Raw genomic sequence first — 25,331 nt, forward strand, 5'->3', positions numbered from 1 at the left:
GTCAGCTGACCGTAGGAGCTGCGCCACCCGCGTCTTGCTGCACGACACAGGCGGTTCGCCCGAACGGCCTGGGGCCGGGTCGGGCACGGGACCGGTCCGAGCGTCGTAGTGCCAGGTGCCAGACAGCCATCAGGGCGCCGGTCAGCAGGGCGCTGTGCCACAGCAGCGCATCCAGTCGGCCCCCCGCGAGGTAGGCGCCCGCGGCCACGGCCGCCAGGGCGCACACGGCGCGGTCGACGATGCTCTCGACGGAGAGCAGGGTGGCGCGTGGTGCGCCGTGGGGAATGGCGTCGTTCACCAGCTTGCGCTGGAGCGGGTAGGCGAAGCCGCAGACGGCGGCGAACAGGCAGAGCAGAGCGATGACGGTCCAGGGGCCGCCGAGGGTGAGACCTGCCAGTGTCCCGGCCATCGCGAGGCTGAGCAGTGTCACCCATACCGCCGGCCGCAGCCGTGTGGTGAGCCACTGCGGGCGGGCCGAGGCCACCGCCTCCGCGACCGTCATAGCGGCCAGTACGGCGCCGTGCGAGGTCTCGCCGATACCGTGGTGCAGCAGCACCGGCTGGAAGAGATTGACCTGGCAGATGCGGGAGAGGGTGAAGACCGCCACTCCCTGCACCATGACCAGGGCGAGCCACGGGGCGGCGCGCAGGGTGCACAGTGCCGCCGTGGCGTCGTGCAGGGCAGCGAGACGGCGGCGCGGGGCGGCAGCGGGCGGGGAGGAGGGTGCCTGGCCCGGCAGCACCAGGGCGCAGAGCAGAGAGCCGGCGGCGCTGACGGCGCTCAGTGCGTACGGTGCACCGTGTGCGAGGGCCATGAGCGGGCCGACCAGCGGCCAGCACAGCACCTTCGCGCCCAGGCCCCAGGCCCTCGCCTGTCCCTCGGCCGTCAGGTAGTGCTCGCCGGCGCCCTGGGCGCGCAGGCTGTCGTAGAGGTAGGCGCTGGCGGCGCCGGAGGTCAGGGAGCGACCGGCGGCGATCGCCAGGAAGTGTGCCAGGAAGCCGGTGTAGGTGGGGGCGAGGAGGGGGGCCAGGTTGGCCGCGGTCATCACCACGGCGCCGGCGCGCAGGCAGTTGCGGGCGCCGATGCGGTCGGCCACCAGTCCGGTCGGAATCTCGAACAGGCAGAAGGCGATGTAGTAGATGCTCTGGATGCCGAAGATCTGTCCGTCGGAGAGGCCGGCCTGCCGCTGGTAGGCGTAGAAGACAGGCATCCACCACAGGAGGTTGAACAGCAGCTGGAAGGCGTTGTTCAGGCGGATGATCCGGCGGACCCGGGGAGCCAAGGGCCGGGCCGTACCGGCTTTGCCCGGGTGGGCGCTGCGGCAGCTCATCGCGCGTAGGGGCGGATCTGGACCAGGTGGAACGCGCCCTGATCGGTCATCAGCCATTCGATGTCGAGCGGACGGTCCACGTCCGGTGCGCTGAAGTGCGACTGGAGCAGCCGGCCGGCCAGCGCCAGGTGCGCCAGCCGCTCCCGCGTGGCGGCAGGCAGGTCCGTGCCGGAGGAACCGAGCGCGACGGTGCGGCCCCCGCCCTCGACCGTGTTGTAGAGGTACTGGAGGGGCAGCCCCGTGCCGTCGACGACGGCCTCGGGCGATCCGGGCGAGCAGTTGAGGCAGACGTTGCGGAAGTCCGAGCGCTTGGTCGGGTTGCAGGTCACCAGCACTCCGCCGAGGGTGGCGGGCAGGTACGGCTGGACGATCACGCCCATGTAGGTGTCGTCGAGGGAGATGCCCGCCTGGTGGCGGAGCCGGACGCTGCGCGGCGACAGCAGGGAGGCCCACACCTCGCGTACCGCGTCGAGGAGCTGGTCCGCGCCGTACACGGAGGTGACCGAGGTGTAGACGCCCGCCGCGGAGAAGCCGGGCAGGTCCTCGGCGTTGGCGGACGAGCGGACCACGAGACGGCGGCCGGCGGCCGGTCCGGTGGGCAGCGCCCGGACGATTTCGCGGGCCACCTCGTCGGGGAGGGCGGTCGTCCGGACGAGCTGCTGCAGCCGCAGACAGAGCGGTTGCACCGCCTCGGGGGCGCCGCGGTCGAGGGCCGCCTTGAGCCGGATGATGCCCTTGCGCAGCGCCGGGGAGGAGCGCAGGAAGCGGTGCTGCAGGCCGAACGGCAGGGCGATGCCGTCCGGCACGCTGACGGTTTCGGTCACGAAGTCGGCGGCCGCGGACCGGAGTTCGCCGGGGGCCGTCGGCTGCGTCATGCCGAGGCGGGCGGCCAGATGCCGGTAGAGGTCGGGGCGGGGCGGCCGCGGCCGGCCGTGGAAGGCGGTGAGGTCGGCGGTGCGGGCGTCCAGGACGTGATGGAGCTCCCCGAGGTGGGCGGCCTTGGTGCCGTAGCGGTTCTGGTCCGCGAGGCGCAGTCGGCGTAACGGCCGCGCCGCGATGTCATCCAGCAGCGGCGTCCGCAGCCGGATGCGCTGCCGGTGCCGGGCCGGTGCGGCCGGCACCGTCGCCGCGGCGAGCGGGACGAGGCTGATGTCGTCCTCGGTGACCCGGTAGCGGACCCAGCCGCCGTCCAGGCTCTCGGTCTCGATGAGCCGGTCCAGGTCGCGGACGATGGCGTTGGGAATGCCCCAGCCGGCGGCGAGGACGTTGGTGTGCGAGAGCGGGGTGGTCGCCGCGGTGTTGATGAAGCCCGCGACGCGCGGTACATCGTCCGGCAGGCACGGCATGGCGATGATGTCGGAGCCGCCGAGTGTGGCGGACGCGGCCGTGTACTCCTCGGTGGTCCGGAAGTGGCGGAGCCGGCCGGCGGCTTCGCCCGGGTTGAGCGGTGTGCGGGTGCGGTGGCCGAAGAGCTCGTGGCTGAGGATCCGCGGCACCCGGATGTCGCTGACCGGGGCGAGTGCCTGCTCCTGGCCGTGGTTGGCCGGTTTCAGCAGCAGCGGCAGCCGGCCGTCGAGCCGGTGCCGGACGAACGTGTAGAACTCCTCCAGCAGCGGGCCGTCCATGGTGTCGGCCTCGGTCGTCTCCAGGACGAGGAAGGGCCGGCGGCGGCCGTCGGTGTTCTCGTCGGTGTGCAGGGAGAGCACTCCCAGCAGGAACCGGCGGTCGGGGGCCATGTAGACGGAGGCGTTGAAGGCGTCCAGGCAGGAGTCCAGCTCCGCCGGTTCCATGCCGAGGACGCGGGTGGCAATGTAGTCGACGTGGAAGGGGTGGACGGCGGTGTCGAGCAGGTGCCAGGTGTCCTCGAAGCGGTCCACCACGACCTTGAGGTACGGGTGGCCGGCCAGGGTTCCGGAGAGGCTCCGGAACAGCGGCAGGGCAAGGTGATGGCCGACGGCCGTACGGTCGGCGACGGGGCGCGGAGCGGCGGCCGGCGGGATGACGGTGGTGTTCATGAGCGGGCCTCCGTGGCGCCGACGGGGGGAAGGATCTTCGGCAGTGCGTGCACGAGGGCCTGGAAGTCGTGGAGCACGGTCCCCGGGTCGGTGGCGGACAGCAGGCACAGTGCCGCCATCGTGTTGGCGCCCGCGGTCGGGTCGTACACCGGCACCGGAGCGCCGTCCGGGAGCGAGTTGTCGGCCACTACGGACAGTCGGCTGCCGTCGCTGAGCGGCACCGCGTCCCGTACCGTCGGGAAGTCCCAGACGCGGCGGTCCGGCCAGGCGTCACCGGCGGCGTCGACGGCCAGGACGACGAGCGAGCCGGCCGCGCCGCGTGCCTCCTGGGAGGTGAGGGCCTGGGCGGGCCAGACGACCGGCCGTCCCAGCAGCTGGTCGACGAGCATGCCGATGACGTCCAGGCCGAAGACCTCCTCGATCTGCGGAACGGTCATCGCGCCACCGAACCGTGCAGCGGTCTCGATCACCCACATCCGGCCGTCCGCGCCGAGCTTGATCTCCGTGTGGGTACCGCAGTTCTCCAGGCCGAGGGCGTCCACGGCCTCGCGGGCAAGGGCCACGATGCGCCGCTGGGTCTCGTCCGGCAGCGGCACGGGGGTGATGCCGGCGCGCTCGGTGAACGGCGCCACGGTCGGCATCCGGCCGCTGAGGCACACCGGGCGGAACTCCCCGTCGGCGACGACGGCCTCGACGCTGATGTAGTCGCCCCAGCCGCTCCGGTCGAACCAGCCGTCGGCGGTGCCCAGGACGATCTCCTCGACGAGGAAGTCCCCGCCGGCTCCGGCCACATGGAGTTCGGCGTAGCCCAGCTGCGCGGATTCGGCCATCACGGCATGTGCCCGCTCCCAGGCCGCCGGTATCTCGTCGGCGGAGCGGATGATCTGGTGTGCGGTGGAGCCCGCGCTCCAGGCGGACTTCAGCAGGAGGGGGAGGCGGAGCGTGGCGGCCGCGTCGCGGAGCTCCTGCTCGTCGGCCACCCGGCGGAACCGCGGCTGGGAGATGCCGCGCTGCATCCAGGTGCGGCGCATCAGCCGCTTGTCGCGGGCGAGCGCGCTGCGGTCGCCGGCCCCGGCGAGGCCGAGCTTGGCGCAGGCCTCGGCGACCGCGACGACCGCGTACTCGGAGAACGTGACGATCGCGTCCGCGCCGACGGCCTCGGCCCGGGAGACGATCAAGGACACCAGATCGTCCCGCTCGGTTCCGCCGGGGCCCACTACCGAAGCGCACAGCCGCTCGGCGGCCGGGGCGGCGGTGGGCGGCAGCGTGCTGAGCGCCAGCAGGTGCACTGCCGACCGCGCGGCGACCCGTGACAGGGCATACCCCAAGGGCGGACCGCCCTTGGCATACACGAACAGCACCGTGCTCACTGGAATTCGTCTCCTCTACAGGCGGTTGGGGGCCGTATCCACCGGTGGACCGGTGCGGCCGACGGCGCCGGATCCGCTGTCGGTTCGCCGTACTTCCAGAGAAGCAGCCGGGCAGGGCCCGCTGCGCCGCGGCGGGCCTCACGCACTCAGGCAAACGCCAGAGTTGTGGACTTCGCAGCCAGCTGGTGAAGATTCCGTGATGCTGTATGGCGGTGGAGGACGCGCATGCTGCTGCCGGACGCGTGCCTCCAGATCGGCCGAGAAGCGGGTATGCGACCGGGGAGCGCCGGATACGCATGGCGGTGGCGCGCAGACGCGCCACCGTGGGAACCGATCTTCACCAGGGAGAGGCCGCTGTGAACGAGACCGGTCTGAAGTCGCTGCTCGAGCACCTTCCGGTGTCCTGGTGGGAGGCCGACCGTGAGCTTCGGGTGACCGACAGCGGGGGTGGCGCCTTCGACGACACGGGCACCGCGCAGCGCTTCCTGGACACCGTGTGCCGCCGGCCGTCCGGACCGGCCGCCGCCGGACTCCGGCACTGGCAGGCGCGGTTCGACGGCCGGCTCTTCGATGTGCACTGGCCCGTCGGGGCGCCGCGGCAGGGCCGCCGACGCGGACTCGCCGTGGAGGTGGGCACCGGCCCGGCCGCCGACCGCCGTTACGACGCGTTCGCCGACCTCGCCCCCGCCGCGGCCTTCATCCGGGACGCCGGCGGTCGCCACCTGTGGGCGAACCACGCCTACGCCCATCTGTACGGCACCACACCGGAGCAGGTCATCGGCAAACACGTCGAGGAGGTCGACTCCCCCGTCGATGCGGCGCGGGTCCTCGCCCTCGACAAGGACGTGCTCACCCGCGGGAAGCCGGTGCGGCACACTCTCACCTATCACCGCCCGGACGGCAGCAGCGGGCAGGCGGCCGGTCATCGCTTCCCCGTGCAGGAGGGCACCGAGACCTGTGTGGCCGGCATCTACATCGACATCAGCGACTACACCCGCGCGCTCCACCAGCGCCGGGAGGCCGAGGAGAGCCTGTGCGCGCTGCGCGATCACAGCGGGCTGCCGTGCGCGCTGATCTCCGCGGGCGGCCGGATCCAGCAGGCGAGCGCGGCGGCCGCCGAACTGCTGGGGATCCGGCTGTCCGACCTGGTGGGCCGCCGGGCCGACAGCGTGCTGGCACCCGCCTCGGAATTAGCCGGTCTGTGGCGCGGCTGGCGCGATCTGATAGTCCGCCGCAGCCGGCGGATCCAGACCTCCGCCGTGCTCGTCGATGCGCACGGCCGGCAGCGCAGGGCCCGGCTGCACCTGACGACGGTGGGCCGGGGCGCGGCCCGCGCCACCAGCGTCTGGGCGGTCGTCACCCACCAGGGCATCTCCCACGAACCCTACCCGGCCCTGACGGCCAGTCAGGAACGTATCCTCTCGCTCCTGGCGGTCGGCCGCAGCAACGCGGACATCGCCACCTCGCTGCACCTCTCCCGTCAGACCGTTGACTACCACCTCAGCCGTCTCCGGGACCTCCTGGACGCTCCCAACAGGTGCGCGCTGGTAGCGCGCGCCTACGCCCTCGGCATCCTCGTCCCGCAGTCCTGGCCCCCGCGTTCGGCGACCGCCGTCCGCTCGCCGAGAGCCACCTGACCGGCGGTCAGGTCGGCCGGTACAAAGGGAGCCGGTACGGGCCGTATGTGTCATCGGGGCAACCCGGACCGGGGACCCGAGGGCCCATCACCCGAAACCGCATGCGTGAGCCTCTTGGTTGATTTGCCAAGCATGTGCCCTTTGATGTACGCGATCGTCCTCGTGGATGCAGGATGCATGAGATGAGAGGGATGTTCGGTTGTCGGAGGCCGGAGGAGCGGGGGTGACAGCGCACCTTCTACTGGCCCGAACTCGGCAGGCAAGGTCAGGATCCGCGGCACGGTCACGCCCTCCCCCGCGCCCGCCCTCACCACCGGCGACGCGCAGGGGCAGCGTCCCTCCCCCTGTTTCCTGCTCACGAGGCGAGGTAAGGACCCATGACGACACGCACCCAGGACGGCAGCGCCGGCGACGTGGACCACGCCGCCATCGGTTCCGGTTACCCCGCCCACCGGCGGCCCGACGCCCGCATCGCCCAGGTGATCGCCGAGGCGCTGGACGGCGCCCGTACGGTGCTCAACGTCGGTGCGGGTGCCGGGTCGTACGAAAGCGCCGCGCGGTCCGTGACGGCCGTCGAACCGTCCCGGTCCATGCGCGCGCAGCGCTCCTCCGGCCTCCCCCCGGCCGTTGACGCCGTCGCCGAGGACCTGCCCTTCGCCGACGGCGAGTTCGACGGCGCGATGACGCTCTTCAGCGTCCACCAGTGGAACGACGTGAAGGCGGGCCTGCGCGAGATGCGGCGCGTCACCCGCGGTCCCGTCGTCGCGTTGACCTGCGACCCGCGGCTGGTATGCGACTTCTGGCTGTACGGGTACGCACCCGAGGTCCTCGACACCGAGGCCCGCCGCTACCCACCCGTCGAGGACATGGCCTCGGCTCTGGGCGAAAACGTCACCGTCCGGACCGTACCGATCCCCCTGAACTGCACCGACGGCTTCAACGAGGCGTACTACGGGCGCCCCGAGATGCTGCTCGACCCGGCCGCCCGGCAGGCCTGCTCGGCATGGAGTTTCGTCGACGACGGCGCCCGTGAACGCTTCGACCGGAACCTGCGCGACGACCTCGCCTCCGGTGCCTGGGATGAGCGCTTCGGGCACCTGCGCACCCGGCCGGCCTATCAGGGCTCGCTCGTCATCGTGCGCGCGACCCTGTGACGAGACACCGTAACGAGCCCCCGTAACAACGAGACACCGCAACGAGGAAGAAGGACAGCACCATCGCAGTACCCGACCGCATGGACGAGCAGTTGCGCGCCCTTGGTCTGGTGGAGGCCCGGCGCAGGGCCGCTGCTTCGAGGAGTACGAGGCGGACTTCGGCCACACCTTCGTCTTCGGTGAGGACCCCGCCAAGCACCGGCTCCGCCATGATCTGCCGTTGGTCTTCGCGGCCGGGCGGGAGGCGTTCCGCGCCGATCCGGACATCACCGGCGGACGGCTCCACGCCGAGGTGCAGGCGCTCGCCGCCAAGGCGGGCTGGACCCTCGGGGGCTGGCACGCAGGCCACCTGGTGGGCGAGTTCCCGCACGAGACGATCGACGGCACCCTGGTCGAGTCGTACATCACCCCGGACAACGACCACCCGATCCGCCGCACCGACCGGGCCGGCTGGCGCTGCCACTGGATCCTGGAAATTCACCTGACCGACGAGCAGAACGGGTTCGGCGGTTTCTACGAGCAGCTGCTGGACCTGGCGTGACGCCGCCCGGAGCCGGCGGCCGCGCGCGCCAGGCCGCGTCGTTCATCCCTCCAGCGGGACCAACGGCGCCGGGCTGCCGTCCGCCCAGCCGTCGGTGATCACGGCGAGGGCGTCGCCGAGGGCCGCCCCGTGGAGGAAGGCCGCACGGTGCCCGCCGACGACCCGGGCGCTGGAGCCGTCCCAGGCAACCGGCACCAGCCGCGTGAGCCCGGCAACCGGCTGGACGTCACCGCTGACCGGGGCCTGCGGCAGGTGCGGGAGGGTCCGGCCGGACAACCCGGCGATCAGTGGGGCGAGGAGGGTGTGGGCGGCAACGAGGGCCGCGTACGGATTCCCCGGCAGTCCCACCAGCCATCGTCCGGCGCCGAGTCCGGCCATCAGCTGAGGGTGTCCGGGCCGGCAGGCCACGGTGTCGACGACCATCCGGGCGCCCGGCGTGGCACAGCAGCCGCGCAGTTGGTCGGTGGCGCCGACGGAGGTGGACCCCGTGACGACGATGATCTCGCAGTCGCTCACGGCGTTCACCGTCCGGGCCAGGAGCCCGGCCGGACGGTCGGACACATACTCCACCGCGACGGTCTCGCCGCCGAAGGCGGCGACCAGTGGCGGCAGCAGCGGGCCCAGGGCGTCCCGGATCCGCCCCGGGCCAGGACGGCCCCTGCGCTCCAGTTCGTCCCCGGTGACCAGGACGGTGACCCGGGGCCGGGGCCGTACGTGCAGCGTGTCGTAGCCGCAGGCCGCGGCCAGCCCGAGCTGCGCGGGGCCGACCCGGGTACCGGCCGGGACCAGGACGGCCCCCGCCGGGGCGTCCTCACCCGCACGCCGGATGTGCCTGCCCGGCAACGGCGTGCGGCCCGAGACCCGGCCGCCGCTCAGCGCCGCCCGTTCCAGCGGCAGCACCGCGCGGGCGTCGGCCGGGACCGGGGCCCCGGTCGAGATCTCCACCGCCTCCCCCGCCGCGAGGGACCCGTCCCAGACCGCGCCGGCCCTGACGGCCCCTCGGATGCGCCACGGCCCGGCGCCCGCCACCGCATAGCCGTCCATGGCGGCGGTGTCGAAAGCGGGCAGCGGATCGCGGGTTCTCAGGGCATCCGCCAGCGTCGTCCCGGCTGCCGCAGCCAGCGGCAGTGCGCGGGCCCCCAAGGGCAGCGGCGCCGCATGGGCGAGCTCCCGGGCCCGCTCCCAGGACGGCCCCTGGGCGGCTGCGGTGCAGGCGGTGGCGGCATCGGATGTCAGAAGCATGGCGCCAGCTTGGCGCCCGGACTTTTCCGGGTCTTGCGGAGCCGATTTCCGTTGTGCGCCGACCTGCTCACGCAGCCCGCCGGGTGTCTGTGATGCCTGCCGCCCGTACGCCGGTGGCGGCAGCGCCGTGCGCGCTGCCGCCGTCCTCTCCGGTGTGGACCGCTGACGCCGCTACAGCTCCAGCCACACCGCGGTGTCCGGCGCCAGTCGGCCGTCCTCGACGGGCCCGCTCGCCAGCAGCACCGCATCGTGCTCGGGCAGCCGGTACGGGTCGGCCGAGAGGTTGACGATGCAGGCGAAGCCCGGCTCGCGGGTGAAGGCGAGGACTCCGGCGGGGGCGTCGAGCCAGGTGAGGCTGCCGTCGCCGAGCGCCTGGTGGTCGCGGCGCAGCCCCAGGGCGCGGCGGTAGAGCTCCAGCATGGATGTCTGGTCGCCGGTCTGGGCCTCGACGCTGAATGCGCTCCAGTCCGTGGGCTGGGGCAGCCAGGGCGCGCCGGCGGCGTCGTCGGGGCTGAAGCCGTACGGGGCCTGCTGCCCGGACCACGGGATGGGCACGCGGCAGCCGTCGCGTCCGGGGTCGGTGTGCCCGGAGCGTTCCCAGATGGGGTCCTGCAGCACCGCTTCGGGCAGATCCTCGACCTCCGGCAGTCCGAGTTCCTCGCCCTGGTAGATGTAGGCGCCGCCGGGCAGGGCGAGCATCAGCAGGGCCGCGGCGCGGGCCCGCCGGGTGCCGAGTGCGAGGTCGAGCGGGCCTTCGGGCCGGTAGGGCTGGTTGGGCAGCCACTTCCTGACGGTCTTGCGGCCGAAGCGGCTGGGGTGGCGTACCACGTCGTGGTTGGAGAGCACCCAGGTGGCGGGGGCGCCGACGGAACCGAGGTTGGCGAGCGAGCTGTCGATGGTCTCGCGCAGCGCCGCGGCCTCCCAACTGGTCATCAGGAACTCGAAGTTGAAGGCGGTGTGCAGGCCGTCCCGGCGTACGTACGCGGCGAGCCGCTCGGGGCTGTCGGCCCAGGCTTCGGCTACGAACGACCGGTCGCCGGGGAACTCGTCGGCCACCTTGCGCCATTCCCGGTAGATCTCGTGCACCTCGTCACGGTCCCAGTGCGGGTGGTCGATGCTGCCCGCGAGCGGCGGCGCGGAGGGGTCCCTGCGGGGCGGCAGGTCGGGCAGGTCGGGGTGCTTGACCAGGCCGTGCGCCACATCGATACGGAATCCGTCCACACCGCGGCCGAACCAGAACCGCAGGACGTCCTTGAACTCCGCGAGCACGTCCGGGTGCTCCCAGTTGAGGTCCGGCTGCTCGGGGGCGAACAGATGCAGATACCACTGCCCGTCGGGCAGCCGGGTCCAGGCCGGGCCGCCGAAGCAGGACTGCCAGTCGTTGGGCGGTTCGGCGCCGTCCGGGCCGCGGCCCTCCCGGAAGACATAGCGCTCCCGCTCCGGGCTGCCGGGCCCGGCAGACAGCGCTGCCTGGAACCATATGTGCCGGTCGGAGGTGTGGTTGGGGACGATGTCGGGGATGACGCGGATACCGTGCCGGTGCGCCTCGTCGATCAGCGCCTCGGCCTCGGCCACGCTCCCGAACAGCGGGTCGATCTCCCGGAAGTCCGCCACGTCATAACCGTGGTCGGCCATCGGCGACTTGTACCAGGGGTTGATCCAGATGGCGTCCACGCCGAGCGACTTGAGGTACGGCAGGCGGGAGCGGATGCCGGCGATGTCGCCGACCCCGTCGCCGTTGCCGTCGGCGAAGCTGCGGATGTAGACCTGGTAGATGACGGCGCTGCGCCACCACGGTGCGGTGTTGGGCATGGCTGTGCCTACTCCTTGCGGAAAGGGGGTGTGCGGGAGGGAGGGGTGCGCGGTGAGCGGGGCGGCTACTTCGCCGCACCGGCGGTGAGGCCGGCGACGATCCGGCGCTGGAAGAGCAGCACCACGATCACTAGGGGGATGGTGACGAGGACGCCGGCCGCCATCTGGCTGCCGAACGGCGTCTCGAACTGGGTGGCCCCGGAGAACTTGGAGATCGCCACGGGTGCGGTCTGCATCTCCGCCTTGTTCGTCATCGACAGGGCGATCAGGAACTCGTTCCAGGCCGCGATGAACGTGATGATCGCGGTGGTGAACATGCCGGGCGCGGCCAGCGGGATGATGACCTTGCGGAAGGCCTGGCCGCGGGTGCAGCCGTCGACCATGGCGGCGTGTTCCAGCTCCCGGGGCATCTGCCGGAAGAAGGCGGTGAGGTTCCAGACCGCGAGCGGCAGGGTGAAGGACATGCTGGGCACGATCATTGCCTGGTAGGTGTTGATCCAGCCCATGTCGACGAACATCTTGAGCAGCGGGACCATGATCGAGACCACCGGGAACATGGAGGTGGCGATGATCAGGGTGAGGACGAGGCGCTTGAGCCGGAATTCCAGCCGCGCCATCGCATAGGCGGTGAAGGTGGCCAGGATCAGCGCCAGGACGGTGGTGATACCGGCCACGACGACGCTGTTGAGCAGCGCGCGGGTGAAGGACTGGGACGGGTCGAGGACCGCGAGGTAGTTCTCGAACGAGATCCGGGTGGGGAAGGGTGAGTTGTCGAAGATGTCGGACGTACGCCGGAGGCTGGAGACCAGCATCCAGTAGAACGGTGCGAGGCAGTAGGCGACGACCGCGGCGACTCCCGCGTACAGCAGCCACTTGCGCAAGGCCGGCGAGAGGGTCATGCCGCCACCTCCGTACGACGGCGCGGCAGCCACCTGCCGCGCTTGGGTCCTGCCTCGTCATCACCGACGACATTGGCGCCGAGCAGCCGGACGAAGGCGAGCGCGATCAGGAAGACATAGAGGAAAAGGATCACCGCGTAGGCCGCGGCCGGTCCGAACCGCACATTGGCGGCCTGGTCCTGGGCAAGCATGGACAGCGTCTCCACGGACGTCTTCTGCGCGCCGATGAGGATGTACGGCAGGTCGAACATGCGCAGCGCGTCGAGAGTCCGGAAGAGCACGGCCACCAGCAGTGCGGGCTTCACCAGCGGCAGGGTGATGTTCCAGAACTGGCGCAGCGGGCCCGCTCCGTCCATCCTGGCCGCCTCGTAGACCTCTTTGTTGATCACCTGGAGGCCGGCCAGTACCAGCAGGCCGATGAACGGCGCGGTCTTCCAGACATCGGCGATGATCACGGCGGCCTTGGCGTGGAACCCCTCGGTCGTCCACAGCACGTGCCGGCCGGTGAGGGCGTTGGCGATGCCGTCGCTGTTGAAGATCCAGCGCCACAGCAGGCCGGACACGGCAGTGGGGATCGCCCAGGGCACCAGGATGCTGGCCCGGACCAGGGCCCGGCCCTGGAACGCGCGGTGCATGATCAGCGCCATCGCCACCCCGATCACGGTTTCCAGCGCGACGGTGGTGAAGGTGAGGAAGGTGGTGTTCCAGAAGGCGTTCCAGAACCGGGCGCCCGCGTCACCGAAGATCGCGGTGTAGTTCTCCGCGCCGACGAATGGGTCGGTGTCCCGGACGAATCCGGTCTTGGGGTCGATGCCGGCGGTGCCGAACAGCGAGTCCTTGAGGGCCACGATCGTCGGGTAGAGAACGACGACGGTCAGCACCAGCAGCGTCGGGGAGATCAACAGGGCCGCGAGCCGTCCTGAACCGGCGGTCGCGCGGGGGCGTCGGCGCCGGGGCCGGGAAAGGCCGGGGGGCGCGGTCGCCATGCGGGGTGCGGGTGGGTTGTGCGTGGTCACCATGGCCGTGCTCTCCTTACTCCGCCGCGGGCAGCTGAAGGGCCTTCTGGAGGTCCTTCAGGGCCTGCTCGCTGTTCTTGCTGCCGGTCATGGCGGCATACGCCTCCCGTTGGATCGCCGCGGTGACATCGCCGTACTGGTAGACCCGGGGGCGCGGCACCGCGTGCAGGATCGACTTCTTGAGCGTCGGGAGGTACGGATACTTCTTGACGAGCGTCGGGTCCCGGTAGAGCGCCTTGTACGTCGGCGCGGCGGGCGCGTGGGCGAGCGTGAAGCGCTGGAGCTGCTCGCTGGAGAAGAACTTCATGAAGTCGATCGCCGTGGCCTTGTTCCCGGCCGAGGCCGACAGGGCCAGGTTGTGTCCGCCCAGGCTGGATGCGCCGGGCCCCTTGAGGCCGGGAAGCGGTGCGACCGCGAACCTGCCCGCGACCTTGCTGGAGCCGTCCTTCTTCGCCGCCAGGGCGTACATGTACGGCCACTGCCGTTCGAAGATCACCTTCCCGGCCTGGAAGACCCGTCGGCCGTCTTCCTCCTGGTAGGTCAGGGCATCCTTCGGGATGATGCCGCTCCTGAAGGAGTGGACCAGGAAGTCCAGTCCGCGCTTCGCCTGGGGGGTGTCGACGTGCGGCGCGCCGACCGGGTCGGTGATGACACCGCCGGCGGAGTTCACGGCCTCGGCGAAGTTGACGGTCAGTCCCTCGTACTTCTGGAACTGCCCGACATAACAGCTCATGCCCTTGGCTTCGGGCAGCTTCCGTACCTTGGCGCAGTCGGCCGTCATCTCGGCCCAGGTGGCCGGGGGCCGCTCGATGCCGGCCCGTTTCAGCAGATCGCTGCGGTAGTAGAGCATGCCGCCGTCCGAACTGGCCGGGACGGCGTACAGGCCGCCGCGGTACTTCCCGGTCTCCACGATCGGCCCGAGCATCCTGGCCAGCGGAAAACGGTCCTGCGGCAGCCGGTCGATCCAACGGTGCGCGGCAAACTCCGAGGTCCACACGGCATCGAGGGACAGCACCGTATAGGCATCGGACTTTGTCTGCGCGTTCTGGATCATCTGCTGACGCTGGGCGTCGGGGTCCGTGGGCAGCTGGATGAAGGTGACCTTCTCCGTCGGGTGCAGCTTGTTCCAGCGGTCGAGCACCGGCTGGACGGAGCCGGTGGCGTCCTTGCCGGCCACGTAGGTGATGGGGCCGCGGCCCTCGAACGACGGCTTGCCTGCCGCCACGGTGCCGCCGGGCGCGCCGCAGGCGGCGAGGGCCGCGAGCCCTGCGAGCACCGCGCCGGCGCTCCGCAGCGCTCTGGTGGTTCTTGCTGTAGTCATGCGGGGGTCTCATCCCTTCACCGGCAGGGTGCGGCCCGCCGGATCGCATGGACAGGTAGGGGAAAAGAGAGCAATGAAAACACGGCGGATAAGCCGTGAATGCGCTGCCACATGCGTCAGACAGGAAGAAATAGCAGGTCAACGCCTCGAAGGTTCGCTTCTCTCAGGCGGAGCCACCTACGCTGTGACAGCGCTTTCAAGCTAGGAGGCCACACAGGGGAAGTCAATGCGCTACGTCGCGGTAATCCACCGGACATCCAGATGCACCATGCAGCCGTTACAGGGATCCCCCGCCGGGATCACTACCGGGATCCCGGCGGGGGGTCCCGAGGACGACGCCGCGGCGCGCAGGCCCGCAACAAGGCCATGACAGGCCATGACAGCGCTGTCATCTATCGCCATGAACATGTGCCCGCTGTGCTACCGTCCGTTCATGCCAGCAGCTCAACGGCACCCCACGATGGCCGATGTCGCCGAGCGGGCCGGGGTCTCCGCTTCCACCGTTTCGCGCACCCTTCGCGGCCTTGCGACGGTCTCGCCCGAAGTCCGCGCCCGGGTCGAACAAGCCGCCCGCGAGCTGAACTTCGCGGTCTCCCGGCAGGCCGCCAGCCTGGTCACCGGCAAGACCGGCGTGGTGGCGGTGCTGGTACCCACCCTCAACTCCTGGTTCATCGGCTCGGCGGTGTCCGCCCTCGGACCGGAGCTGCGCACCGCGGGCATGGACGTGCTCGTCTATGTCACCCCCGAGATGACCGAGCGCGCCGACTTCTTCGAGCGGCTGCCGGCCCGGCGGAACGCCGATGCGCTGCTGGTCTTCTGCTTCGATCTCACGGCCGAGGAGAAGGCCCGACTGGACGACCTGGAGATGCCGGTCGTCTACGTCAGCCAGCACGCCGAGGGCTGCCCGAGCGTGTATGTCGACGACGTGGCCGGGGCGTGCCGGGGCACCCAGCATCTGCTCAATCTCGGGCACCGTCGTATCGCGTTCGTCCAGTCGGTCGGCGCCAGCGGATTCGCGTTCAGCTCCAACGAGCGGGTGGCCGGCTATCAGCAGGCGCTCACCCGGGCGGGCGTCCCCCTGGACGACGACCTGGTGGTCGCCACCCCGGTCGACGACAAGCGCAGCATCGCGGAGGCGATCGGCGAGCTGCTCAGCCTGTGGGAGCCGCCCACCGCCATCTTCGCCGAACACGACGAGCTCGCCTCCTGGGTGATCTGGACGCTGCGCAAGGCCCGTGTCGAGGTGCCCGAACGGATCTCCGTCCTCGGCTTCGACGACCACCCGATCGCGGAGTGGTCCGATCTCTCCACGGTCGCCCAGTCACCGGAGGACATCGGCCGCGCGGCCGGCGAACTGGCCCGCTCGCTGATCGACGACCCGGACGCGGACCCTGGGCGTCATATCGTCCTGCCCACCCGCCTGATCCCGCGGGCGAGCACCGTGCCGCTGCGCAACGGCGGCGCGGAGGGGGCGGAGGGCGGGGCGGGCTGAGGGGCCGTAGGGGCATTCCGCGGCGTGCACCTCGACCCCGCCAGACCGTAACCGTGGGTAAGTGATCAGTTTCACGCAGTACGGGACCCTGCTCGTGGTCCATACCGGTCCCCCGACTGTCATCATCCCTACCGATGCGGGATTCAGTTGACTCCGCACGGACCGAAATGACAGCGAACACAGGGGTATTGGCGTGAGATTAGCGTGGTCGCGGTGGGTTGCGCCCAGGCGGGCGGGCACCGGCGCGGGTTCCGTTCCGAGCAGGCCCGGAGTGGCCCGTCGCTCGTTGGCCGCGAGGTGTGTCGCGGCGGCCGGCGCGGCCGGAGTGCTCTTCGGTCAGCTTCTCGGCGGGCTCCCCGCCGCGGCGCAGACCGCTGCGCACACCATCGCCTTGCCGGGGTCGGCGTTCCCCCTCGTCCTCGACGTGGACCTGACGCCGAATCCGGTGTGCAGCGGAGCGGTGCACGGCAGGGTGGAGGTCTACGACCCCGCCGCGGCGAAGGCAGGAGCCACCGTGGAGTGGCGGGTACGCGCCGGTGAGAAGCAGCTGGCCGGCGGGCGCCTCGACATGGCCGCCGATGTCGGCACGGCGAAGTTCAGCATCCCCTTCGACCGGGTGCCCGCAACCGAGACCGCCCTGCAGATCGACGCCCGCGTCGCCGCCTCGTCCGGCGGCCAGGCACCCGGCCGCTACGGCAAGGTCTGGCGGGACACGATACGCCGGGGGTGCCACCCGGTGCGGGTGGCATCCGTCGGTGACTCCGTCGTCTGGGGGCAGGGCCTGGACCACGACCAGAAGTTCCCTTATCTGACGGGTGAGTTGCTCGGCCGCCGGACCGGCCGGGGCGTTCAGCACATGGACTACTCGATCTCCGGCGCGGTGCTCGATGCGCCCGAGCTGCCCGCGGGCAACAACGACGCGGCCTGTCTGCGCACGACGGAGAAGCAGGATCCGGACGGCGACGGGGAGATGGAGTTCGGCGAGGTCACCCAGCAAATGCCGGATGTCTTCTGCCAGTTGGAGAAGGCGGGCGCACAGGCGCGGGCGGGCGGCTACGGCCTCGATCTGGTCGTGATCAACGGGTGTATCAACGACCTCGATCCCTTCTTCGGCATCGGCGTCGGCATCACCCCCGGCTCGGAGAACCTGCGCAAGGCAGTGAAGCGCGAGTGCTCCGGCATCGGCGCGGCAGCGGAGAACCCGGCCAAGGACGTGCCCTACTTCAGCGGCGCGAAGGTCGGGTACGGCGGACGCGGGATGCAGGCGGCGATCGAGAAGGCCCACTCCCTGCCGGGGCATCCGAAGGTGCTCGTGGCCGACTTCTACTACGCGCTGAGCCGCAGCAGTTCTCCGATCCCGGTGAAGACCTGCTCGACCCCGGGAGTTGCCGGGGCGTGGCTGACCTCCTGCAAAGCCGCCCTCGGCAGCGTGGCCGAACGCTACGAGCAGTACACCCAACTGGCCAATGCCGCCTACCACCAGGCGGCGGCCGCCGCCAACAAGGCGTCCAAGGACGGTTCCTACGCGGTCGCGGCCGACGGGCTGTTCACCGTGGACAACGCCGTGCTCTCCCGGGACTCCAAGGTCTGGAACACTCCGCTGACCGACCCGGCGTTCCCGCTGCGCACGCGGGCCTGCCCCGAGCTGAGCGCGACTCCTCTGCAATGCCTGAGTGCAGCGGTCGGACATCCCGACATCGAGGGCGCCCGGCAGTACGCCGACGCATTTCTCCTCAACCCGAGTGTGCGCCGGTGGTTCCACCTCCCCCGCCAGGGACCCCGGGCCCGGCTGAACGCCCCCGGGAACGCGCACGTCGGCAGTGAGGTGCGCATGTCCGTGACGGTGGACGGAAAGCAGCCCGCCGCCGGGTACCGCTACCACTGGTACTTCGGCGACGGTACGCAGCAGGAGACGAGCGAGGCGGCCGTCACCCATGCCTACGACCGTAAGGGTCCCTGGCTGTCACGCGTCGTGATGACCGGTCAGGAGGGGCGAAGGGTCCTGGTCGAGGCCGCCCGGCCCCTCACCGCGGACTGAAGACTCCGGGTCTGAGGCTCCGGGTCTGAGACTCCGGTCCAAGACCCCGACCTGAGGCTCCGGCCAAGGGGGCGGCTCGCAGGAGCGGGCCGCCCCTCCCCCCGGTCTCCTGCCCTAACCGATGTCGGGCTCGGACCGTACCTCGATCCGGTCCCCCGTCCGCTCCATCTCCAGGACGACGAGCTCGTTCCGCCCCCGACGCCACAAATGGCTCGGGGCGTACAGGGTGACCTGCGGTCCGAGCGACCAGTACCGGCCGAGCGCGAAGCCGTTGAGCCACACCATGCCCTTGTCCCAGCCCGGAAAGGCGAGGAAGCCGTCCGCGGGGGTGTCGACATGGACCCGGGCCCGGTGAAAGGCGGGGCCGGTCGGCGTGTCTCCGCCTCCGAACGTCAGAGCCGAGAGGTTGTCGAGAGGCAGCCGGCGGATTTCCCAGTCGCTCACTTCCTCGTCGTCGAGAAGGACCTTGCCGCTGATTCCCTTGGGGTCATTGAGCCCCTGGCCGAAGTTGACCCGTCCGGTGGGATCGACCAGGAGGTCGAGGGTGCCGGATGCGCCGGCCACGGTGAAGCCGACGGTGTGGTCCGGCTGGTTGCGGTCGAAGGTGCCGATGCGCTTGCCGTCGCCGAACACCAGGGCACGATCGCCCAGGCCGGTGACCTTCAACTCCTTGCTCCCCTGCGGTCCGCGCACCCGAGTGCGGTAGTGGATCAGTCCGTACGCCTGCCCGAGCGCCTCCATGTGGACGGGCGCGGTACGCCGTATTGGGGTGCTGCTCAGCACGTCGAGCGCGTCCATCAGCGGCACCGACTCACGAACGGCGACCCTCTGGGCCGGCATGCGGCGCGGGGTGGCCGGAAGGGGTGTGCTGGGCAGAGTGGTGTACTTGGCCAGTACGTCACGCACCTTGTGGAATTTCTCGGTGAGTTCGCCGGATTCGCTGATCGGGGAGTCGTAGTCGTAGCTGGTGACGGTGGGCTGGTAGGCGCTGCCGCTCAGGTTGGCACCTGCGGACCAGCCGAAGTTGGTTCCGCCCACCGCCATATAGAAGTTGATGGACGCACCCGTTTCGAGGATCTTCTCCACGTCGGCGGCGGTCCCTGCCGGGTCGGTGGTGTGGTGGTGCTCTCCCCAGTGGTCGAACCAGCCGTCCCAGAACTCCGTGCAGAACACGGGCTTGTCCGGCTGGAATCGGCGCAGTTCGGCAAAGGGTCCGGTGGGGTCCCCGGCGAAGTTGACGGTGGAGAGGAGGTCGGGAAGGCTGCCGTCCTCCAGCGCCTGCTGACTGGCTCCGTTGGAGCAGAACAGCAGGCTGTCCACGCCCTGCGCCCGCATGGTGTCCCGCAGATGTTCCAGGTGCGCATGGTCGTCGCCGTAGCTGCCGTACTCGTTCTCGACCTGCATGGCGATGATGGGCCCGCCGCGGGTGGCCTGCAGATCGACGAACCGGGGCAGCAGTTCGGCGAACCAGGCGTCAACCGCCCGCTCGTAGGCGGGGTCGGAGCGGCGCAGCGGAGCGTCCTTGTCCTTGAGGAGCCAGGCCGGCAGACCGCCGAAGTCCCATTCCGCGCAGATGTACGGCCCCGGTCTCACGATCACCTTGAGTCCGGCCTCGTCCGCGGTCCGTACGAAGGCGGCGACGTCGCGCCATCCGCTGAAGTCGGCTTTCCTCTTGGCCTCGTACGGTTGGTGGAAGTTCCAGGCGACATAGGTCTCCACCGTGTTCAGGCCCATGGCCCGCATCCGCAGCAACCGGTCGCGCCAGTCCTTGGGATGCGTCCGGAAGTAGTGGAAGGCGCCCGAGAGGATCCGGAACGGCTCGCCGTCCAGCAGGAATTCGTTGCCACGGATGGTCAGTCCCCGCGGGCTGTCGGCCTGGGCGAGGGTCGTGCGGCCGCCGCCCAGAACGACACCCGCGGATGCGGCCCCCACCATGGCCGCGCTCAGAAATCTCCGTCGGCTGAACTGCGTCATGTCTGCTCTCCTTGACTCGACCGACCGTCACCAAGGTTCGAACATGTTCAGTGATGCGCGTTTCTGTTCATTGAGAGTGTTAGGTAGAACAGAAACGAGCACAAGGGTCCGGACCTGCCAGGGCGATGAGCACGCCCAGCGCGAGGCGCCCCCAGTGAAGGACCAACGTGTGGCCGGCGACGCTCTCCTGGAGGAACGTGGACGCGGTACAGCCGACGGGTACCGCTGCGATCGCCGGCAAACGGCTCAGTACACCGGCAGCGCCAGCAGTGATGCGCCGTTGCGGACGAAGAGGCGGTTGGCGTCGCCTGCCATGGAGCGGTCCTGGCCGCTGAGGGGGTAGGTCTGGGCCTGTCCCTCCCCGGAGCGCGGCAGGCCGCTCACCCCGATGTCGTCACTCTCCACGATCCAGAGGCTGTTGCCCTGGACGACGGGAGGCCGCCAGGGCGGAGCCACACCGGAGATGAGTACCATGAGCGGCTCCTGGCTGCCGTCGGTGCGCACCCACCTCGGCACCTCGCAGTTCAGTGCGTAGACCATCCCGCCGGCCACGGCGGGCGGGCCCCATCCGGCGGTGTCGTCCTCCTCCCGGGGCGGTCGCAGCGGGTCCAGGGCCCACCGCTCGCTGCCGCTCGCGACCTCGACCGCCGCCAGGCTGCGACCGCCGAGATAGACGGTTGTGCCGTCGATGACGGGCGGCAGCGGTCCCGCGGCCTGGTTCTGGCGGACCCAGGCGCGGGCACCGTCCTCGGCGCGGACCGCGACCACGTCTCCCGCCTTGCTGCAGACCACCAGATGGCCGGCGCCGAGGGCCGCCGCGGGGCGGCCGCCGGACAGCGGCAGTGGTGGCCGCTTGGTCCACTTCACCTTCCCGTCGGTCCCGACGCAGCGCAGCCGGCCGTCGGAGGTCAGCAGGTAGACGGCGTGGGCGTCGGCGGCCAGCAGGGTGCCCACCTCCGCGTCCACCGTCCAGCGGGGGGACCCGGTGGCGGCCACCCAGGTGCGCAGCGTGCCCTTGCCGTCGGCGGTGGCCACCAGCCGGTCCCCGATGCACAGATAGCCGGCCGCCGCCTTCGCGTCGGCGATCTTCCACCGCTCCCGGCCGTCGGTGACCCGGCGCGCCGCGATGCCACCCCCGGAGGCCGCATAGACCACCACGTCACGTACCGGCAGCGGGGCCGGCGAGCCGGGGGCAGCCACGTTCGGGACGGGGCCCCACAGCTCTTTCGGGGAGCCTTCGGCGGAGCCGAGCGGCGCGGCCTTCACCTTGGCGGCCGGCGGGATGTCGAAGGGGTCGGGCGGGGTGTCCGCACCGTCGTCACGGTTGAGCCACCAGGCGGTGCCGCCGCCCGCGGCGGCAAGCAGCGCCCCGCCGCCGGCCGCGGCGAGGAGCCGCCGCCGGGTGAGGCGGGGGGTGCCGCCGGGTGAGGCACCCTCGGGAGCGGGCGTACGGGCCGTCAGGCGGCGCGCCGTCGCTTCCCGTTGCCGGATCTCCTGCCCCAGCCGGCCGGACTTCCACAGCCGTTCGGGCTGCCGCGGCGCCGTCCCCGCGGCCTCGGCGACCTGGGTGGGCAGCGGGCGTGCCGCCGGGTCCTTGGCGAAGCAGGGCGTGACGAGGTACCGCAGGCCCTCCGGTACGGCCTCCAGGTCGGGGTTGCCGTGCACGACCTCGTACAGGACGGCCGTGATCTCGGCACCGGTGTACGCCGGCCGGCCGCCCGCGGCGAAGGCGAGGACGGCGCCGAGGGAGAAGACGTCGGCCGCCGGTCCGACGCGCTGCCCGAGGACCTGTTCCGGCGCGCCGTAGCCGGGGGTGACCGGGATCTGTCCGGTACGGGTGAGGGTCAGGCCGTGCTCGGGGCGGGCGATGCCGAAGTCGATCAGGCGGGGGCCGCGCGAGGTGAGGACGACGTTGGGGGGCTTGACGTCCCGGTGGACCAGCCCCGTGGCGTGCACGTCCCGGAGCGTGCGGGCCAGTGACCGCGCCAGCTCCCGCACGGCGGCGTCGTCGAGGGGCCCGAAGTCCTTGACGGCGTCGTCCAGCGTCGGGCCGGCCAGGAACTCCGTGGCGATCCACGGCCTGCCGCCCTCCAGTTCGGCGGCCAGTACGCGGGCCACGCCCTCGCTGGTCACCGCCCGTGCGGTCCGCGCCTCCCGCAGGAAACGGTCGGCCAGGTGCCCGTCGTGGGCGAGTTCCGGCAGCAGGACCTTGACCGCGGCGGGGCGGCCGGAGGCGTCGGCTGCGAAGTACACCTTGCCCATGCCGCCCTCTCCGAGGACGCCGTGGAGGCGGTAGGGGCCCAGGCGCAGCGGATCTCCCTGGCCGAGGGGTTTCACAGGCAGTCTTCTCCTGGATCGGGAACGGGCGGTGTGTCAAACAGGCGGTGTGTCAGGCGAGCGGGAGGGCGACCGTCCGCTTCTCCTGGCGGACGTACAGCCGTCCGCCCTGGGGGTCGGCGGTCAGGACGACGGGCTCGGTCTCGTACGTCCAGACGGCCTTGCGGGTGCGCAGGTCGATGGCGCGCAGGCCCTTGTCGTCGGCGCAGTAGGCGTACCGCTTGCCGACCGCCGGGGCCACATCGCGCTTGTTCTTCCTGCCGGACAGGCCCTTCTCCTGCCAGTTCAGCGTGCCGGAGGCGGCGTCGACGGCGACCAGTCCCTGATCGCCCTCGGTGCTGTAGACGACTCCGTCGTGGACGGTGGGCGCGCCGAACCGCCGCTCCTCACGTGCGCGGTCGCCGGCGCCGGGCCGGTTGCCGAAGTACCACTCCAGCCCGCCGTCGGAGAGCCGGCGGGCGGTGAGGTTCTCGGCGCCGAAGTAGAGGTTCCGGTCGTCGGTGACCAGCCGGGACGGCGGGAGGGTGCCCGTGAACGTCTCGGACATCTCCCACAGTTGGCGGCCGTGGCCCTTGTCGTGCGCGGAGAGGCCGATGAAGTGCGAGTCCGTGCTCGGGCTCCCGCACAGCACCACCCGGGATCCCACCACAACGCCGCTCAGCACCGGCGGCACGCCCTCGGTCCCCGGCCCGTCCACCGGGCTGCGCCAGCGCTCCTTGCCCGACTTCAGGTCGGCCGCGACCAGGTACCAGCGCTTGCCGGAGGCGGCCCGCGCCACCAGGTACGCGGTGCCGTCGGCCACGCACAGCAGCTGGTTGTACTGCTCCTTGCCGGTGAACGCGGAGAGTTCCACAAGGGGCTTGCTCAGCTCGCCGTGGAACTGCGAGACCTCGCACACAGCCAGCGACGCCGCCTTCTCCTGGTGTCCCCGCAGGGCGTACATCCGCGTGCCGTCGGTGGCCGACCGCCAGGTCTCGGCGACGTTTGCCTGCCAGGTCGGCTTGCCCGACTCGGCGTTGATGCCGCACAGCACGATCCCCGCGCGCATGGCCAGGTTCCGGCCCACCGTCATCACCTCACCCCCGGAGTCCGGGCACCGCAGGACGGCGCTCCACAGCGGCGAAGGGGGCTTCGGCCGGTCGACGGCGTCCTTCTTCTTGGCGCCGCCTCCGCCGTCCTCGGAATCCCCGAGCAGGGCCCAGGCCCCGCCGCCGAGGAGGCCGCCGCCCAGGAGGGCGCCCCCGGCCACGTACAGCAGCCGCCGCCGCGAGACGCCCGGTACGGGGGCGGTCCCGGCGTGTGGTGCCTCGGCGGGCACCGGCGGCGGCAGGCGGTGCGGCGGCTCGCGCCACACCTCGTCGCTGCGCCGGGCGATCTCCCGCAGCACCGCGTCGGGGAGCAGGTCCGCGAACCCGCCGGGGTCCACGGGGGCATCCTCGGCGCCGCGCAGCGCGGCGAACAGCTCGGAAGTGGACGGGCGGTGTGCGGGGTCCTTGGCCAGGCACCGGGAGAGCAGGGGGCGCAGCGCCTCGGGAACGCTGCCGAGGTCCGGTTCGCCGAACCGGACGCGGTACAGCAGGTCGGTGGGCGCCCCGCCACCGAACGGGCCGCGGCCGGTGGCGGCGAAGACCAGCACGCCGGCCAGGGCGAACACATCGCCCGCCGCGGCGTGTTCCAGGCCCGCCGCCTGCTCGGGCGACATGAACGCGGGCGTTCCCATGGCGCTGCCGACGTTCGTCAGGTGCTCGTCGCCGAAAGACCGGGCGATGCCGAAGTCGATGATCCGCGGGCCCTGCGCCGTCACCAGGACGTTGGACGGCTTCAGGTCGCGGTGGACCACCTCCGACCGGTGCAGCTGCTCCAGCCCGGCGGCGAGCGACGCGCCGAGAGCGCGCACGGCCGGCTCCGGCAGCGGCCCGCCCGCCTCGACGGCCTCGTCCAGCGGCGGGCCGAGGACGTACTCCGTCGCCAGCCACGGAGTCGGCGCCTGGGGGTCGGCGTCGACGACCGCCGCACCGTGACGGGAGCCGATGACGCGTGCCGCGTCCGTCTCCAGCCGGAAGCGGGTGCGCAACGTGGTGTCCGCGGTGAGACGGCTGTGCAGTGTCTTCACCGCGACCGTGCGTCCACCCGCCGAACGGGCCAGGTAGACGGTGCCCATACCGCCCCCGCCGAGGCGGGCGAGGATCCGGAACGGCCCGACGGTGTGCGGGTCGTCGTGCAGAAGTGGGGAGATCATGGCCTCAGCGCTCTTGGGTGGGGAGTGCGGCGGCGAGGACCTCCGCCGACTGACGGGACAACGCCGCCACGACACGGCCGGGCAGCGACACCGGCTCCGTGGAGCCGGCCAGCGCGCCGTACGCCGCGCCCGGCAGCAACTCCGCCAGCACCCTGGCCGGTTCCGGCCGGCGGTCCGCATCGCGCGAACGGCACGCGGTGACGATGTCGCGCAGTCCGGCGGGGATCTCCTGCCGCTCGGGCACGGTGTGCCCGGTCGCCGCGTACGCCAGCACGGCACCCAGGGCGTAGACGTCCCCGGCCCGGTCCACCGGGGCGCCCGCCGCCAGCTCGGGAGCCAGGCACCCGGTATCCAGCCAGGTCGCCGGCGTGGCGGAGGCCCCTGCGACCGCGGTCGCGCGCATCGCACCGAAACACCCCAGGAACGGCCCGCAGGCGGTCAGCAGCACGCCCGCCGGGCAGACACCGCCGTGCACGATGCCCAGAACATGGGCCGAGGCCAGGGCTTCGGCCAGCGTGCCGCCCAGCATGCGGACCAGCGGCTCCGGCAGCGGGCCGCCGTGCGCGGCCAGGACGGCGGGCAGCGGCAGCGCGGGGCGGTACGGGGACGCGTACCAGGGGAAGGCCGACGTCCCGCCGCACTCGACAACAGGCCAGAACCCGGGCTGGGTCAGCCGGGCCGCCTGCTGCGCCTCGGCCGCCCACCGTGCCGGGTCACCGCCGGCCGGCGGCAGACACACCAGGACCGTGCGCCCGCCGTCGGCACTGCGGGCGAGATAGCGACGCTCGGGAACGCCCCGGCTGCCGTCCGCATCGAGACGGGCCAACGTCACAAAGTCCCCGATCCGCGCAGGATCGTCCTGCCGCAGCCTCTCCACTTGGTTATCCCCCGTCAGGCTCGTTTCGCACGGGAGC

At 71.6% G+C, this 25,331-nt stretch carries 16 protein-coding genes and 1 pseudogene; 5 read left to right on the top strand and 12 right to left on the bottom strand.

Annotation, left to right across the window (positions count from 1 at the left end; translation table 11 throughout):
- Nucleotide 1: 1 nt before the first annotated feature.
- The 3 genes from ADL29_RS03865 to ADL29_RS03875 are packed head-to-tail and all read right to left on the bottom strand — an operon-like array spanning nt 2 to nt 4,715.
- A complete protein-coding gene (locus ADL29_RS03865; protein ID WP_078970717.1) occupies nt 2–1,330 on the bottom strand; it encodes an MFS transporter in 1,329 nt (442 codons plus the stop codon).
- Nucleotides 1,327–3,345, bottom strand: a complete 2,019-nt coding sequence (locus ADL29_RS03870; protein ID WP_053922350.1) for a PEP/pyruvate-binding domain-containing protein — start codon at nt 3,343–3,345, stop codon at nt 1,327–1,329. The genes ADL29_RS03865 and ADL29_RS03870 overlap by 4 nt, the downstream gene beginning before the upstream one ends.
- Nucleotides 3,342–4,715: an ATP-grasp domain-containing protein gene (locus tag ADL29_RS03875; RefSeq protein WP_053922351.1), complete on the bottom strand. Its 1,374-nt coding sequence runs from the start codon at nt 4,713–4,715 to the stop codon at nt 3,342–3,344. Before ADL29_RS03875 ends, ADL29_RS03870 begins: the two co-directional genes overlap by 4 nt.
- Nucleotides 4,716–5,071: 356 nt before the next feature.
- On the opposite strand from ADL29_RS03875, the gene ADL29_RS03880 reads away from it, so the two are divergent.
- From ADL29_RS03880 to ADL29_RS03890, 3 genes and pseudogenes are all read left to right on the top strand, one after another.
- A complete protein-coding gene (locus ADL29_RS03880; RefSeq protein ID WP_053922352.1) occupies nt 5,072–6,352 on the top strand; it encodes a helix-turn-helix transcriptional regulator in 1,281 nt (426 codons plus the stop codon).
- Nucleotides 6,353–6,729: 377 nt separating this feature from the next.
- Nucleotides 6,730–7,506 carry a class I SAM-dependent methyltransferase gene (locus ADL29_RS03885; RefSeq protein ID WP_053922353.1) on the top strand — a complete coding sequence of 259 codons (777 nt, stop codon included), beginning with the start codon at nt 6,730–6,732 and terminating at the stop codon, nt 7,504–7,506.
- Between the two features lie 127 nt (nt 7,507–7,633).
- A pseudogene (locus tag ADL29_RS03890) lies at nt 7,634–8,047 on the top strand (M24 family metallopeptidase); the annotation flags it as partial.
- Between the two features lie 42 nt (nt 8,048–8,089).
- On the opposite strand, the gene ADL29_RS03895 reads toward ADL29_RS03890, so the two are convergent.
- The 5 genes from ADL29_RS03895 to ADL29_RS03915 form a co-directional block, all read right to left on the bottom strand.
- Nucleotides 8,090–9,289 (bottom strand): molybdopterin molybdotransferase MoeA, encoded by a 1,200-nt coding sequence (locus ADL29_RS03895; RefSeq protein ID WP_053922354.1) that lies wholly within the window; start codon nt 9,287–9,289, stop codon nt 8,090–8,092.
- Between the two features lie 171 nt (nt 9,290–9,460).
- Nucleotides 9,461–11,101: a glycoside hydrolase family 13 protein gene (locus tag ADL29_RS03900; RefSeq protein ID WP_053922355.1), complete on the bottom strand. Its 1,641-nt coding sequence runs from the start codon at nt 11,099–11,101 to the stop codon at nt 9,461–9,463.
- Between the two features lie 65 nt (nt 11,102–11,166).
- On the bottom strand, nt 11,167–12,000 hold the full coding sequence (locus tag ADL29_RS03905) for a carbohydrate ABC transporter permease (protein ID WP_046930205.1): 834 nt from the start codon (nt 11,998–12,000) through the stop codon (nt 11,167–11,169).
- Nucleotides 11,997–13,019 (bottom strand): carbohydrate ABC transporter permease, encoded by a 1,023-nt coding sequence (locus ADL29_RS03910; RefSeq protein WP_053922356.1) that lies wholly within the window; start codon nt 13,017–13,019, stop codon nt 11,997–11,999. The genes ADL29_RS03905 and ADL29_RS03910 overlap by 4 nt, the downstream gene beginning before the upstream one ends.
- Before the next feature lie 13 nt (nt 13,020–13,032).
- Nucleotides 13,033–14,337, bottom strand: coding sequence for an ABC transporter substrate-binding protein (locus ADL29_RS03915; protein WP_053922357.1), 1,305 nt, complete (start codon nt 14,335–14,337; stop codon nt 13,033–13,035).
- 433 nt (nt 14,338–14,770) lie between these two features.
- Here ADL29_RS03915 and ADL29_RS03920 point away from each other — a divergent pair, with 433 nt between their 5' ends.
- Together ADL29_RS03920 and ADL29_RS03925 are read left to right on the top strand one after the other, a co-directional pair.
- Complete coding sequence (locus tag ADL29_RS03920) at nt 14,771–15,829, top strand: LacI family DNA-binding transcriptional regulator (protein WP_342671135.1); 1,059 nt, start codon at nt 14,771–14,773, stop codon at nt 15,827–15,829.
- Nucleotides 15,830–16,115: 286 nt separating this feature from the next.
- Complete coding sequence (locus tag ADL29_RS03925; RefSeq protein WP_245689127.1) at nt 16,116–17,867, top strand: PKD domain-containing protein; 1,752 nt, start codon at nt 16,116–16,118, stop codon at nt 17,865–17,867.
- Nucleotides 17,868–17,981: 114 nt separating this feature from the next.
- Here the strand turns inward: ADL29_RS03925 and ADL29_RS03930 are convergent, their stop codons facing one another.
- The 4 genes from ADL29_RS03930 to ADL29_RS03945 all read right to left on the bottom strand — a co-directional run bounded on the left by ADL29_RS03930 (nt 17,982) and on the right by ADL29_RS03945 (nt 25,294).
- Entirely contained in the window at nt 17,982–19,841 is a 1,860-nt protein-coding gene (locus tag ADL29_RS03930) for a glycoside hydrolase family 35 protein (RefSeq protein ID WP_211274242.1), read from the bottom strand.
- A 246-nt stretch (nt 19,842–20,087) separates the two neighbouring features.
- Complete coding sequence (locus ADL29_RS03935; protein WP_053922360.1) at nt 20,088–22,178, bottom strand: serine/threonine-protein kinase; 2,091 nt, start codon at nt 22,176–22,178, stop codon at nt 20,088–20,090.
- A gap of 52 nt (nt 22,179–22,230) precedes the next feature.
- Nucleotides 22,231–24,417 (bottom strand): protein kinase domain-containing protein, encoded by a 2,187-nt coding sequence (locus tag ADL29_RS03940; RefSeq protein WP_053922361.1) that lies wholly within the window; start codon nt 24,415–24,417, stop codon nt 22,231–22,233.
- Between the two features lie 4 nt (nt 24,418–24,421).
- Complete coding sequence (locus ADL29_RS03945) at nt 24,422–25,294, bottom strand: protein kinase family protein (RefSeq protein WP_053922362.1); 873 nt, start codon at nt 25,292–25,294, stop codon at nt 24,422–24,424.
- Between the last annotated feature and the right edge of the window lie 37 nt (nt 25,295–25,331).

The organism is Streptomyces chattanoogensis, from assembly GCF_001294335.1.
Lineage (GTDB): Bacteria > Actinomycetota > Actinomycetes > Streptomycetales > Streptomycetaceae > Streptomyces > Streptomyces chattanoogensis.